Below are 12,944 nucleotides of genomic sequence, written 5' to 3'. Positions count from 1 at the left end.
ATGGCCATCGGACCTCGGCCTCCCAAGGCGTCGTGGCCGCGATCGGAACCGCCGGACCGAGGTTCGGGAAGCGGATCTCCTCAAACTCGATCCCGGCCGTGGCACGCCCGCCGGCTCCGGCCTGGCCGTCGCGGCGAATCCAATTGCAGAATGTGGGGTAGGGGATGCCGTGGCTCCTGGCGAACTCGCGCTGGGTTTGGCTGCTGCCTTTCCAGGCCTTTACCAGACGCTGGCGTTCCGAGGCCGGGGTGCAAGGCCGTCGCCGACCGGTTCCAATCCTTCGAGGACTCTTCTTCACCTCGCCAGTTCACCACACCCAAACCACCCTGCGTAGGCGTGGTTCACCGACCGCTTACTGATTACCGTTAGATAAGCGGCTGATGCAGGTTCGAGTCCTGCCACCCCTACCATCTCTCCTGGGATTCTTGGCAGCGCCATCGGTCAGGGTCGCGGCGAAGCGTTTGGGCTGATCTCGATCCACGAAGGAGAAGTCAGACCTCGCCTCCCTTCCGAAGGCATCCGGCATCTCAGCGGCGTTAATGCGGTGCGCCAGTAAGCGACTTTGCATTCGCGGGCGCCGAATGGTACAGGTAAGCCATGACCTGCCGCATCGTTCCGATGACGACTTCGGGTTGTGAATGCGAGGATTGCCGGGCTGGACGATACCTTTTCGACCTCCAAAGCTTCCGAGATGGGCAATGGTGCTGGTCCGGAATGACCCTCGTCACCTACGCCAACGTTGAGGACTGTCGCCGTCATCACGACTGGGGCATCCAGTTCCCGCCCGGCGCGACCTGGGAAGATGGCACCCCCATCGTTCCGCCAAAGGAGGAACCGGAGCCGATGGTCCCGGCGCAGGGGGAGTCACGGTTCATTGATCCGTCCAGCCTCCAACCGGCCATCCGGTCGCTCAGCCAGCATTGCACCCCCAAGGGTGAAGGTTAATAGATTGGTGGAGCAATGTCCGCGGCGAGCGGTTCTATTCCCTCTGACAATCACCGATATGATCCCAACCGCCGAAACCCTTACACGCGCCAACTCGATCATTCAGCAGATCGAAGAGCTCCAGGCAGAACTCGTTGGCCTCTTTGCCAGCGCCACCAAGACGACCGGCAAGCGCCGGGGTCGCCCACAGGGGTCCGGCCGAAAGGTGGCCGTGGCGAATGGCGCTCCGGTAAAGGCGCAGCGGCGGAAGATGAGCCCGGAGGCCCGCGCCAAGATCGCCGCCGCACAGAGAGCCCGGTGGGCGAAGTTCCGCGCCGCGAAGAAGTAGTTGAGTGCGTGGCTCAGCAGATACGGCGCGCCCGCCAGTCCCAATATAGGCCGCCGCATAATGCCGTGATGACTACAGGAATTGAGATGAACCAAGGCCAGGAGGCGTCTGGAAACGAATCGTGCAGGAAGAACGCGCCCAGAAGCGCTGGGCCAAGGCAGAGATAAAGTCTCCACGAACAGAAGAAGTCCGCGATCTCCCAAATGATTTCAAGGACAGCCATTGTGGGTGACCCAGTAACGCAGGCCTCACGACGATGGTTCACGACGGCCCATCATCGCACTCTAGGCGCTTGCCCATGCTCACGACATCATCGACCGCGTAGCCGAGTCGCCGGTAGAACTCGATGACGCCCTGATTGGTCGCACGAATCTGGAGGTTGATCTTAGGACAGCCTGCCGCCCGCAGTAGTCGCTCCGCTTCCGCCATCAAGGCGCGTCCGTATCCATGGCGCTGGTGATCCGGGTCTACGGCCAGATAATTGATCCAGCCCCGGTGTCCCTCGTACCCCAGCATCACGGTCGCTGCGATCTTGTTATCGACCGTTCCCACGAGAAAGAGGTCCGGCCGGACTTCGAGCTTTCGGCGGATGTCCTTGCGAGGGTCGTTCCAGGGTCGAACGAGATCACAGCGTTGCCACAGGCGGACTACGTCTTCTTCGTCGTCAGGATCAAAAGGGCGGATGACCACACGCGGGATGATCAGCGGAACGCCGGGGCCGTTGAAGCCTTGCTTCCTGTAAACAGATCTTCCGCCTTGTGCCACTCGTGACGGATGTCCCGCATGATCAGGACATGATCAAACTCCACCGACCCCTCAGGAAAGACGGCGCGATCCTCGAAGAAACTGGACCGCACACTCGCCACCGATAAGGCCCCAACCCGCCATCCCAAGGTGCGTAGGAGGAGCCCGTCCAGGCGGTCCGCATCTTTCGTCACCGAGTACCCAAGGCTCCCGCCCTCAAAGAACGCGGATGCTTCCGGCAGCGATCCGAAGATCGAACCGGCTGGCAGGGTTTCCGTCTCATTCCCGACCACCTTGACCTCGGCCTTGCCGTCATCGGATCGCATCGCGAACTCGATGTGCCCGTCTACGTCTACAACCTCGAACCGAGCCGCGTGGTGCTCCCCTGGGAAGAGCCTTCCTCCGGCAATCCGGTTCAGGATCGAGCCGGTGTCCCGGCGAGGGACAAACACCCCCTCCCGCTCAACCCCAGCGTCATCCGTCCACTGAACGACAATCCGGTGAGCGGCGTTCTCACTGGAAATGCCAAACGCGGTCGGACTTCTGCTAGGCCGAATGTGCTCCAGTCGGATGAGGCAAACGCCTGCAACGGAATGTCCATTGTGGAGCTTTGGCCGGAAGAGGGCTGGGAGCAGGCGCTTGATCGTTCCCTTGATGACGGGGATGCGCATGGAGAGGGCTATCGGGGCCACCAACGTGAGCCATGCTCCTCGTTGCCGCCCAGGCCCACGAAAATTGCTTTCGCGTCGGCATCGGACATCCCGTGCATTCCTTCCCGCCCAGCGCGGTTCGGATGATCGATCGAAAACGGCGGCGTCGAAAAGGTGCCAATCCTGATCTGGACGCGTTGACCAACATGACTCTCGGTAAACTTCCTGACCCGTCGAGCCCCAACCTCGCTGTAGGCCCATTTGACCGAGTACTTCCTCTCCGCGTGCGGTATCGGCACCACGCCTCCTGCCTCCCTGGCTGTCGTGAGGCTGGCGGCGGGTTCCGAGCGAGGAGGCCAACGGAAGACCATGATGCTCGACTGGTCCACGTCGTTGGTCGAGATCGTCAGGGTTGGCATGATCAGTGGAGGCGGGGGAGGCTCCTCCATTTCCAGCCAAGCCACCTCCGGCGGGCGCGGAACGATGGCCGCCATCAGGTGGGCCTCCACCCAGAACACGATGGCGAGCGTCGCTAGGGCACGCATGTTGCCGGCATTTGAGGCCCATCCCGCCGCGCATGCAATTCCGCAAAAAGCGGCCCCCGCAAGGAAGCATTCGGACCGACACCGAAGCTTGATGCGACGAACACTATCCCTTCCTCTCCACCTCCCAGCCGTTTCCGAGCAACGGCACAGACGCGCAGTTCGGCCCCCCGTCCTTGCCGGTGCCCTCGACGGTCGCCCCCAGCACGCCACCCGACTGCGTGGCCTCCTCAATCTGCTCCCAGGTGACGGTGCCCAGGTGGATTTTCATGCGACGCTGCCAACGTGGGGACGCACGCTCCGGTTGGCCCGAACGCCAATCCCGCGGTCTCCAGCTTAGGTAGAGGAAGCGTTCGTCCGGCTTCCCGTGGACGTAATCGCCGAGGAAGTTCGGATCGGCGGTACGTGCATTGGCGCGAACCCGCACATCGCACCCGAACACGATGTCGCCGCTGGATGTCCGCGTCCCCGCGTGAAGGCTCCAGTGGGCGGCGGTGGAGTTGTCCTGCAAGCCGAAGATCGCTCCGTGCTGGTCCGGGTCCGGCGGTGCCTTGCAGACGACACGCAACCGGACCATCCGTTCCGATTCTTCATCGCGTGCCCCTCGATGGACCTGTTGGCTTCGGGAACTCAACGTGTTCACATCTGAGGCGTTCCGGCGCTGCCGCTTCTTCACCGGACCAGCGTAGCCTTGGCGAAGGCCTCGTCGAGCACCTGCCTTACGGCGCACCGACTTCGGGGCCCTCCCCACCCCTGTCCGGCCTGAGCCGAAGGACTTCCTTCAGGGTGTCCGCCGCAGACTCCTCCGTCGCGCCGTAGAATGTCATCTCCCCAAGCACGTGGGTGATAATCTCCTGGGCGTCGAATGCATCCAGAACGGCATCGGGAACCGCAAGGCCGAGGTACGCGGCCCACGGGAGCAGGTCCAAGGCGTAATCCTCGCCGGTCTTCGGGTCCGTGCCGCCAACGACAACATCGTCCCCGTCGTGGTCCAGGCGGAGAACCAGTTCGACATCCGGCGCGGCATCCATCTCCCGCAGGCGGCGGAACGCGGCGATCAAATCCTCGGTTTCCTCCGGGAACAGTCGGTCCAAGTTCGGACGGAGCCCCTCTTCGGTGGCATTCCGGAACAGGTCAATAAGGCGTCGGTTCATGGTCGGGTGTTTCATGACCGGCGAATACTGGCACGCGGGGTGGGACAACGGCGGTCCACCCATCCTGTTCGTTGTCGTTCAATCTCGGCCGGGATTTCGGGCCATGCGCTTCAGAAATGCCAAGGATAGGAGCGGGGTGTGGGCGAGGCTAAACAGCAGCCCAAGCCAACCGCCAATGGCCAGCGCCGGATGAAAGCTCTCGATATCGGTGGCGAGTTCGGGATGCCGCACCATGACCCTGAGCGAAGGGTGCCACGACATGCCGAGTACCACGACGGACGCCGCAAGGATGGCCACGGACAGCCACGACCCACGAGTCCACCACCATCTCTTGAGCGGACCCCAGTAGAGCGGCAGGCCCACCAACCCCACCGCCACGAGGCCGAGCAAGGAACAGATCGCGCCCACGATGGGCTGGAAGATCATGGACATGAGGCCGTCGTAGACCGTCATCACCATGGCGAGCATGTAAACCGCCAGCCCCGCAAAAAACGCGATCAGAAGTCGGACGGCGATCATGGCGTCGCGGCGGTTTCAGTAGGGGGCGGGTATGGCCTCGAACTTCATTTCGTTGAAGTCGTGAAGCACCTTCGGAGTGCCGACCCCATGCGACCGGTTGATCCGGGCGCGGTAGAGGCAGCCACCGTTTCCCCAGAGGACCGAGTCTCCATCGCGGTCCGCCCATTCCCAGTCCGGGTGCTGGAGGACCGCGCCCTTCTCGTTGTGTACCAGCTCGTGCTCGTCCCAATAGCAGCCCTTGCCTTCCGGCGCACCGACCTGTTCGTGCGCGATCTTCCGAAGGACCCACCCGTGTCCCAATGGGCGCTCGAATACAGTTGCCGAGTCCATTCTATGGCCCCGCTCTTCGATCAAGTTCCAGCCGTCCCGCAGGAGTCGGGGATAGTACACGTTAAGGCACTCGCCTCCGAAGCTGCGTGCCGGCTGATAGGTGGTGTCCCGCCGAACCTGGGACGAATCCCGGATGCTCCGGTGTCCGTACCCATCATTGAGCCAGTACTGGCGGTCTCCCGTGAATAGTCCGCCGCCATGCCAGCAGTCTCCCTTGCCCAGGAGGCCGATGGCCTTCATCCACGGCGTCCTAGAGATTGCCGTCCATGAGCCTCCCGTCTCGGTGTTCGGCCGCCCGTTCATGGCGAAGTAGATCAGGAACTTCCCGTCCGCGGATAGGTCCGCCCGCCGCTCGTAAACTCGCCCGCGGAACCACTGGCCCATGCGGAACGTGTCCCGCTTCCGATCCCACAGCATGGTGCAAACGGACTTGCTGGGACCGCGCCGGAACACCACCGCAACCTTGGCGTCGCGGGCCAGGATCACATGGAGTCGCGGTGGGAACGCCTTGGACACGGTTCAGGCCTCCCTTCCGGCATTCAGCAACGCCCCCAAGTCGAGGTGCCGTGTATACATGTTGAGGCCGCCTTCCGGGTTCATGGGCCACTCCGACTCCGGCCGGTCCCAGTACAACTCCACGCCGTTGCCGTCCGGGTCGCGAAGGTACAGCGCCTCGCTGACGCCATGATCGGATTCGCCATCGAGCTCGATACCGGCCGCCTGAAGCCGCCGAAGGGCGTCGGCAAGGTCCGCACGGGAGGGGTACAGGATGGCCAAATGGTATAGGCCGGTCGTTCCGGGTGGCGGCGGGCTGCCCCCGGCGCTTTCCCAGGTGTTGAGGCCGATGTGGTGGTGGTACCCCCCAGCCGACACGAACGCCGCCTGCTTGCCGTAGCGCTGGATCAACTCGAAGCCGAGCACGCCGCAGTAGAATCCAAGCGCACGTTCCAGGTTGGCGACCTTCAGGTGAACGTGGCCGATGCGGACGCCAGCCGCGATGGGGCGAGGCGGTGTCGGGGATTGAGATTCCATGGCATGCCTCAAGGCTGGGCAACGATCTTGGGCCGCCGTGGGGAAACAGGAATCCGAAAGTCGTCGGGGCATTCTCGGTTGACGGGAACTCCTCGGCTTGCGCCAGCATGGCTCCGCCATGGTTCGACCCCGGTTCCTTGCCGCCTGCCTGCTCGTGTTCGTGGCGCTCCACACCTCGGCACAGGAGTCTTCCCCCGCCGGCATCGTCCGGGCCGCCCGTGGCCAGATCGGCAAGACAGTGAAGTACGACCCTGCCTACCGCACCTTGGCCTACCCGAACGGCGATCTGGCCATGGAAGTCGGGGTCTGCACCGACGTGGTGATCCGCGCCTTGCGCGCCAGCCTGGGCATGGACCTGCAACGACTCGTCCACGAGGACATGAACCGCGCCTTCGCCGAGTACCCGCGGAACTGGGGTCTCAATCGCCCGGACCGGAACATCGACCACCGGCGCGTCCCCAACCTGAGGACCTTCTTCAAACGGTCCGGGTGGGCCTTGCCCGTGACGAGGTCGGCGCGGGATTACCGACCGGGAGACCTCGTCACCTGCACCGTCCCACCGAACCTCCCCCATATCATGATCGTCAGCGACCGGACCACCGCGGACGGCCGGCCCCTGGTGATCCACAACATCGGTGCTGGCACCCAAGAGGAGGATCGGCTGTTCGAGTTCCCGATCACGGGCCATTACCGCGTCCGGACGATGCCCCCGACCAATGACGCAGGAGGGCGGAGCCAGCCAAGGTATCCGGGCCCTTGATGCCAGACGCATAGGTCCCCGAGGAGGCGACCCGCGTAGGTCGGGTGATTTCCAGCCCCACGTCCAACGTTGAAGACGCGCTTTGCCTCGATCCACACCCGGCAAGACCACCACGCCAACGTATACAGGGACACAAGGGCAACCAACCGGTGGGAACCGCCATATAGACATTGTGGTCGCCGCGGCACCAGGTGTTGTGGTGGCGTGTCGGACTCTGAGATTGCCTACCAACGTGGTCTCCGCCTCTGCTGATTGACTTTCGAGTCAGCGGTCGGATTACGGCACCGGCCGGCGTCTACAAGGACTCCGACCTCCGGGCCTCCAGATCGGCGTCAGTGAGCAGCGCGCACCGCGACGTTATCCATGCCACCTCCGCGCCAGCGGGGGTCGCCGGGTGTCGAGCGGAAGACCGACCGCAGGGAACCTCCCTGTCGCCGTGTCGTGTGCCACCCAGGACTTGGAACGGCCAGTGTATACACCCGTGGCATCCGGACGCAGGTCCACCCTCCAACGTCGGTGTCGTCCGGGATGCAGTAGAAGAACGAAGAGCCGCACACACCGCCGCGGTGCAACCGGCTCCCCCGCCCGTCTTCCAGAAGCCGGCCCAGGAAGTTGTAGAAGCCAAGGTCTCCGGAAACCGGGCAGGTCTCCATCCCACCGCGCCCACGCCCCGACCTACCCTTCGATGTCTACGATTGCCTGACGCTGTCGCACCGGAGTGGCAGGCAATCCCACCCCGGAACCAAGCCCCCGAAGTTCCCTCTGACCACGTTCTGTACCTATTCGGCGGCTGAAAACCGCCCAGGGACATGAACGCTGCTGCAATCTCGATTTCGCCGCTCTGCCGGGCGGGTGCCCCCATCGGGGGCGCGGAGACATGTCCCTCCGGTTTTCAGCCCGCCCGGCGCTTCTCCTTCCCAGTGCAGTGTGGTGCCGCCTTCCCCAAAACCGACCTCCGCGCAATAGCATATAGGCGTAGGAACATTGTCCTGCCGGCCACGCAGGCATGCCGAAGGCCCTCAGGCCGTCCTGTTCCAGTACCCAACACGCACGCCTGCAAGGGCCTGCCCCTCCCAGCAGCGCACGCTCCTGCGTGCATTCGCTGACCCCCATGCCTGCGCCTACCGCCAACGCCACCCCCAGCCGTTCCAGCAGGCCTGAACCCGGCCCGAAGGCCGTTCCCGATCCCCATTCCAAAACCGCATACAGCAAGCCTTCCATTGACCTGTACGAGGACGAGGAGTCTCCAACTCCAAGAAGGCCAGAGGGTGTCGCCGACTTGGCCGCAAAGGCCTCTGGCCGTTCGGCCATCACGGCTGATCTCGAAGCCGAGACTCGCTACATCCGGCGAGAGCGACAGCGAGCCGCCGAGCGCTTCCAAGACCATAAAACCAGGAAACGAACCTCCGCGTATACCAAGGATCTGGAAGACCGTGAAGACCTCGCCCACTTCGATCCTGACCGCCTCCATGACCTCACCGACTTCGACTACCGCTTCCGTCACCGCGAACATCTGCCTGACTGTCTGGCTGAACGCATGGGGTACGTGGCCGCCAAGCTCGCCCACCTCAAACGTGATGGGTGTCAGCGGGCGGTCAAAACCGGCCAGTGGTGGGCGGTTCAAAACCAGCCACGGGTGAGGTGAAGTTCCTCGCGGAGGCGGCGGCGTTGGCCGTTGGTTCCCGGGTTGAACATCCTCACCGTGAACGAACAGCAGTCCATTCGAACCCTTGCCGAGCGGGGCTGGTCCCGTCGGCGCATCGCCCGGGAGCTGGGTCTCCACCGTGAGACGGTAGGCCGATATCTCGGTCCGGCGGGCGCTTCGACCGGGGCGGTCGCTGCCGGCGCCGCAAAACCAGCCATTCCGCCCGCCGGCTCCGCGGATTCAGAACCGGCCATTCCGCCCCCCGGGTGTGACGAGCCAAAACCGGCCATTCCGCCCGCCGGCTCGGTGGCGGGGCGGCGCAGTGCGTGTGAGCCGTTCCGGGCCTTCATCGAGGCGGGGTTGGTGCAGGGGCTCTCGGCCCAGCGCCTCTTTCAGGACCTGAGGTCGGAACACGGATTTGCCGGCGGCTACGACGCCGTGAAGCGTTACGTGCGGGCCTTGGGGGCTTCGATGCCCCTGCCGTTCCGGCGCATGGAGATGGCGCCCGGTGAGGAGGTCCAGGTCGATTACGGCCAGGGCGCCTGGGTGATCGAGCCCGATGGCACGCGGTACCGTCCCCACCTGCTGCGCCTGGTCCTCAGCGCCTCGCGCAAGGGCTACACGGAGGCGTTCCGACGGCAGACCACCGAGAGCTTCATCCGGGGGATGGAGAACGGCTTCCGTGCCTTCGGCGGGGTGACGGCCACCGTCGTCATCGACAACCTGAAGGCGGCGGTAAAGCGGGTGGACTGGTTCGACCCGGACATCAACCCGAAGGTGCGCGATTTCGCGGCGCATTACGGGACGGTGTTCCTCCCGACGCGACCGGCGATGCCGCGGCACAAGGGGAAGGTGGAGGCAGGAGTCAAGTACGCCCAGGCCAACGCGTTGCGGGGCCGCAAGTTTACCAGCCTCAGCGCGCAGAACGACTTCCTTCTGGAGTGGGAGCGCACGATCGCCGACACCCGCATCCACGGCACCACCCGCAAGCAGGTGGCGGTGCTCTTCGCGGAGGTCGAGGCGCCGGTGTTGCGTGCGCTGCCCGCCAGCCTGTTCCCCGTGTTCGAGGAGGGGCGGCGCACCGTCCATCGCGACGGGCACGTGGAGATCCAGAGGGCCTACTACTCCGTGCCGCCAGAGTACCTCGGCCACGAACTCTGGGTCCGCTGGGAAGCGCGCCTCGTGCGCATTTTCGACGCTCAGATGAACCTGATCGCGCTCCACACCCGGCACGATCCCGGGGCTTTCAGCACCGATCCCGCCCACATCCACACCCACAAGCGCCGCATCATCGAGCGCGGCGCCGACTGGCTGCTGGACCGGGCCAGCCAGGTGGGCCAGGCCACCGGTGGCTGGGCCCGGGCCATGTACGCCCAGCGCGGCCCCGCCGGCATCCGAGTCCTCCAGGGACTCCTGTCGATGGTGGAGGACCATGCACCCGGAAAGATCGAGCGGGCTTGCGCCCGGGCTCTGGAGTTCGGGGCCTGGCGTCTGCGCGATCTGCGCGCCCTGCTCGATGCCCAACCACCGCAGACCCAGTTCCACTTCGTTGCCGAGCATCCGCTCATCCGGCCGCTGGCCGACTACGCGGCCCTCTCCCCGGACTGTTTCCACGATCCCGACCTCTCCCAAAACGCATGAACCCCACTCTCATCTCCGCCCTCCGTCAACTGCGCCTATCGGGCCTACTGGGTGCCCTTGAGGTTCGCCTCCAGGAAGCTGCCGCCAGCCGCCTGGGTCACGCCGAGTTCCTTGAACTCCTGCTCCAGGACGAACTCAACATCCGCAAGGACCGCCAACTCGAACGTCGTAAACTGGCTGCTGGCTTTCGCGCGCTCCAACCCCTCGACCAGTTCGATTGGAGCTTCAATCCATCGATCGACCGCAAGACCATCTTTGAACTGGCCACCTGTCGCTTCGTGCGCGAGCGCACCGATGTCCTGTTCCTTGGCCCGCCTGGAGTCGGTAAAACCTGCCTCGCTCAAGCCCTTGGCTACAGCGCCATCCAACAGGGCTTTGAGGTGCTCTACCGGTCGATCTTCGACCTCATCCGCGACTTCCTGCAGGCCGAGGTCTTCACTCAGCAGGACAAGACGTTACGGAAGTATCTGAAGCCAGATCTTCTGATCATCGATGACATGGGGCTCAAGGCCCTGCCGAAGCACTCCGGGGAGTACCTCTTCGAGGTGATCATGCGACGGTACGAGAACCGTTCCACCATCATGACCAGCAACCGGCCGCTGGAGGACTGGGGGCACCTCCTGGCGGACGTTCCCACCGCGGGAGCGATCCTCGACCGCTTTCTCCACCGCGCCCGCCTCATCGCCATCACCGGCCGGAGCTACCGCGTGAAGGACTCCCCCACGCTGCGCCATCCGGGGCGCAAACCCCCTCAGAAACCCGGTCAAGACGCCTCCCCGAGCGGCGAAACACCGTGAGCGACCAGACATTGATGCTGCCGAAATCCTCATTGTTCCTCACCGGGCGTGCGCCTATTCGTGCGGGCGAAGCGAGTCCGTTACGCGTCGCGACCGACGGGGACGCGAGCTTGAGGCTCGACCATCCGTCCCCGTCGCTCGCTCGCCCGCCCGAATCGACGGCGCGATACGCGATGCACGACTGCCAAAAATCCGTCGGAATCCATCGCTTTCAAAGAATCAACCGAGTATGAAAACCCCGCCTCGCCCTGGCCGGTTTTGAAGTGCCCACTCGTGGCCGGTTTTGAAGTGCCCGGTGACAATGGGGAGGCCGGCTACTTCGGCGGGTTGGTCGAGAAGGAGATCGACTACAAGGCCGAGGCCGCCGTCATCGCCACCATCCGCCAGCCCTGGGCGGAAGCCTTCTGTCGTTGCGGCATCTGGACCAAGGGTTACGGCCGCCCCAAGAATTCTGGCCGGTGCCATCATCATTCATTCTGTCGGCTTTGCTCCTGGCTGGACCATGGCAAGCTGATCATGGGGAGCTTCGGGGCAGTTACCCGCACCTTCCATCGGGCCGTTGGGCGGGGTCTCCAGTTCCTCGCCGTCCACCTCTCCGTCCGCGACAACCCCGCCAACGCCCGTGCCATCGGGCGCGACCTGACCGATGATGATCTACGCATTCTGAAGTCCGATGACGGCCTATATAGCGAGCTCTACCAGTCCCGTCCTGTATACATTGACGGCACCGACGGCAACGATGACCTCCCCGGCCTCTGGACCTGCCAGCACGTCTCCCTCGCCTGTTCTACAGCCCTGCGGGATGTATACAAACGCGGTCTCATCGTGGGCGTGAAATCGAAGCTTGAGACCGCCATCCAGCTCTGCCCCACACGTGCCCTTCCGCACGCTCACGCCATCGTCACCGCCTCGGCGTCGATGGACGCCCAGACCCTCGCCGAGGAACTCAAGGGCGTCATGGACCGGGTCCTCCAGGAATGCTGTGACCGTCTACATCTGCCGCTCTTTGCCAGCGTCCGGGTGTACGCTATCCGGTCGGCCGGACATCTCGAAAAGGCGGCGATGTATACGGAGAAGGTGATTCCCCTGGGCATCCTCGTCCGGCAGGCCCTGTCCCGGCCGGATGCGCGACGATCCGACGGCAGGTTCGATGAGGCCTACCTGTCGCGCCTGGAACACGGCCTCGAAAACCTACACGACCAGATCGACTCGATCTCCAAAGGTTTTCAGGCGATCGGCGGGGAGTTGGGCACCGTGCGCGGCAGGCTTACCCTCGGCAACCTTCGGTTCGGTAAGAAGTCCATTCTCGATGAGCCCGCCTCCCACCGTCGATATCGGACCAAGAAGGCCGCCAAGCAGAGGGCCAAGCGAAAGGCAAAGCGCAAGGCCAACCGCTGATCCGTAGATGTAGACATTCGTGTAGCGCGTCACGCAGGCCCCACGGGAAAGCCGACTCCGGGCGAAACTCGCCAGTTGATCGACTGAACTCCACTGGAGATCGACACGCAATCCCGCCGAGGATCACCGAGAGGCCCCTGTTCACACGGCTTCCAGGACGGCCTTGGGGTTCTTCGCCGCGATCCGGAGGAGCACCCGCGCCGCACCGCTGGGCACGCTGCGTCCCTGTTCCCATTCCTGGACGGTGCGCTTGCTGATCCCCAGCAATGTGGCGAACTTGTCCTGCGACAGGCCGAGCTTCGCCCGCACGGAGGCAACCCACTCCTCCTTGAACTGCGCCTGGACCCTGGCCGGATCGAGTTCACGGCGGATGAAACCGCCACGCCCATCCGGAACCACCTCCACGACCTTGGCGGCCTTGGCCGCGCCACGCATGAGCGCCTTCTTTTCCGCGATCAG

The 12,944-nt window shown here is 64.2% G+C and carries 15 protein-coding genes; 6 read left to right on the top strand and 9 right to left on the bottom strand.

Going from position 1 to position 12,944, the window contains the following annotated elements:
• The first annotated feature begins 1,003 nt into the window (after positions 1–1,003).
• Complete coding sequence (locus KF833_17265) at positions 1,004–1,273, top strand: hypothetical protein (protein ID MBX3747060.1); 270 nt, start codon at positions 1,004–1,006, stop codon at positions 1,271–1,273.
• A gap of 261 nt (positions 1,274–1,534) precedes the next feature.
• Here KF833_17265 and KF833_17260 read toward each other — a convergent pair whose 3' ends face one another.
• From KF833_17260 to KF833_17225, 8 genes are all read right to left on the bottom strand, one after another.
• Positions 1,535–1,963 carry a GNAT family acetyltransferase gene (locus KF833_17260; GenBank protein MBX3747059.1) on the bottom strand — a complete coding sequence of 143 codons (429 nt, stop codon included), beginning with the start codon at positions 1,961–1,963 and terminating at the stop codon, positions 1,535–1,537.
• Positions 1,964–1,974: 11 nt separating this feature from the next.
• On the bottom strand, positions 1,975–2,688 hold the full coding sequence (locus KF833_17255) for a hypothetical protein (GenBank protein MBX3747058.1): 714 nt from the start codon (positions 2,686–2,688) through the stop codon (positions 1,975–1,977).
• Between the two features lie 8 nt (positions 2,689–2,696).
• On the bottom strand, positions 2,697–3,161 hold the full coding sequence (locus tag KF833_17250; GenBank protein ID MBX3747057.1) for a hypothetical protein: 465 nt from the start codon (positions 3,159–3,161) through the stop codon (positions 2,697–2,699).
• Positions 3,162–3,315: 154 nt separating this feature from the next.
• Positions 3,316–3,786 carry a hypothetical protein gene (locus tag KF833_17245; protein ID MBX3747056.1) on the bottom strand — a complete coding sequence of 157 codons (471 nt, stop codon included), beginning with the start codon at positions 3,784–3,786 and terminating at the stop codon, positions 3,316–3,318.
• 142 nt (positions 3,787–3,928) lie between these two features.
• Entirely contained in the window at positions 3,929–4,378 is a 450-nt protein-coding gene (locus KF833_17240; GenBank protein MBX3747055.1) for a hypothetical protein, read from the bottom strand.
• 63 nt (positions 4,379–4,441) lie between these two features.
• Positions 4,442–4,882, bottom strand: coding sequence for a hypothetical protein (locus KF833_17235; protein MBX3747054.1), 441 nt, complete (start codon positions 4,880–4,882; stop codon positions 4,442–4,444).
• 15 nt (positions 4,883–4,897) lie between these two features.
• Positions 4,898–5,728: a hypothetical protein gene (locus tag KF833_17230; protein ID MBX3747053.1), complete on the bottom strand. Its 831-nt coding sequence runs from the start codon at positions 5,726–5,728 to the stop codon at positions 4,898–4,900.
• Positions 5,729–5,731: 3 nt separating this feature from the next.
• Complete coding sequence (locus KF833_17225; protein MBX3747052.1) at positions 5,732–6,244, bottom strand: VOC family protein; 513 nt, start codon at positions 6,242–6,244, stop codon at positions 5,732–5,734.
• A gap of 118 nt (positions 6,245–6,362) precedes the next feature.
• On the opposite strand from KF833_17225, the gene KF833_17220 reads away from it, so the two are divergent.
• The 5 genes from KF833_17220 to KF833_17200 all read left to right on the top strand — a co-directional run bounded on the left by KF833_17220 (position 6,363) and on the right by KF833_17200 (position 12,485).
• Positions 6,363–7,004, top strand: a complete 642-nt coding sequence (locus tag KF833_17220; protein ID MBX3747051.1) for a DUF1287 domain-containing protein — start codon at positions 6,363–6,365, stop codon at positions 7,002–7,004.
• 1,111 nt (positions 7,005–8,115) lie between these two features.
• Positions 8,116–8,649 (top strand): hypothetical protein, encoded by a 534-nt coding sequence (locus KF833_17215; GenBank protein ID MBX3747050.1) that lies wholly within the window; start codon positions 8,116–8,118, stop codon positions 8,647–8,649.
• Between the two features lie 42 nt (positions 8,650–8,691).
• Positions 8,692–10,290, top strand: a complete 1,599-nt coding sequence (gene istA / locus KF833_17210; protein ID MBX3747049.1) for an IS21 family transposase — start codon at positions 8,692–8,694, stop codon at positions 10,288–10,290.
• Complete coding sequence (istB, locus tag KF833_17205; GenBank protein MBX3747048.1) at positions 10,287–11,087, top strand: IS21-like element helper ATPase IstB; 801 nt, start codon at positions 10,287–10,289, stop codon at positions 11,085–11,087. The genes istA and istB overlap by 4 nt, the downstream gene beginning before the upstream one ends.
• Positions 11,088–11,360: 273 nt before the next feature.
• Complete coding sequence (locus KF833_17200; protein ID MBX3747047.1) at positions 11,361–12,485, top strand: hypothetical protein; 1,125 nt, start codon at positions 11,361–11,363, stop codon at positions 12,483–12,485.
• Between the two features lie 141 nt (positions 12,486–12,626).
• On the opposite strand, the gene KF833_17195 is transcribed toward KF833_17200, so the two are convergent.
• Positions 12,627–12,920 carry a helix-turn-helix domain-containing protein gene (locus tag KF833_17195; protein MBX3747046.1) on the bottom strand — a complete coding sequence of 98 codons (294 nt, stop codon included), beginning with the start codon at positions 12,918–12,920 and terminating at the stop codon, positions 12,627–12,629.
• Positions 12,921–12,944: the final 24 nt, after the last annotated feature.

This window comes from Verrucomicrobiia bacterium, assembly GCA_019634625.1.
In the GTDB taxonomy this organism is placed as follows: Bacteria; Verrucomicrobiota; Verrucomicrobiia; order Limisphaerales; family CAIMTB01; genus CAIMTB01.
This window is presented reverse-complemented; position numbering and strand designations above follow the sequence as displayed.

Bases quoted from the DNA above. Each gene is read 5' to 3' on its own strand.
- KF833_17265 (MBX3747060.1), top strand. From the start codon at position 1,004: ATGATCCCAACCGCCGAAACCCTTACACGCGCCAACTCGATCATTCAG.
- KF833_17255 (MBX3747058.1), bottom strand. From the start codon at position 2,688: ATGCGCATCCCCGTCATCAAGGGAACGATCAAGCGCCTGCTCCCAGCC.
- KF833_17250 (MBX3747057.1), bottom strand. From the start codon at position 3,161: ATGGCGGCCATCGTTCCGCGCCCGCCGGAGGTGGCTTGGCTGGAAATG.
- KF833_17245 (MBX3747056.1), bottom strand. From the start codon at position 3,786: ATGGTCCGGTTGCGTGTCGTCTGCAAGGCACCGCCGGACCCGGACCAG.
- KF833_17240 (MBX3747055.1), bottom strand. From the start codon at position 4,378: ATGAAACACCCGACCATGAACCGACGCCTTATTGACCTGTTCCGGAAT.
- KF833_17235 (MBX3747054.1), bottom strand. From the start codon at position 4,882: ATGATCGCCGTCCGACTTCTGATCGCGTTTTTTGCGGGGCTGGCGGTT.
- KF833_17225 (MBX3747052.1), bottom strand. From the start codon at position 6,244: ATGGAATCTCAATCCCCGACACCGCCTCGCCCCATCGCGGCTGGCGTC.
- KF833_17220 (MBX3747051.1), top strand. From the start codon at position 6,363: ATGGTTCGACCCCGGTTCCTTGCCGCCTGCCTGCTCGTGTTCGTGGCG.
- KF833_17215 (MBX3747050.1), top strand. From the start codon at position 8,116: ATGCCTGCGCCTACCGCCAACGCCACCCCCAGCCGTTCCAGCAGGCCT.
- istB (MBX3747048.1), top strand. From the start codon at position 10,287: ATGAACCCCACTCTCATCTCCGCCCTCCGTCAACTGCGCCTATCGGGC.
- KF833_17195 (MBX3747046.1), bottom strand. From the start codon at position 12,920: ATGCGTGGCGCGGCCAAGGCCGCCAAGGTCGTGGAGGTGGTTCCGGAT.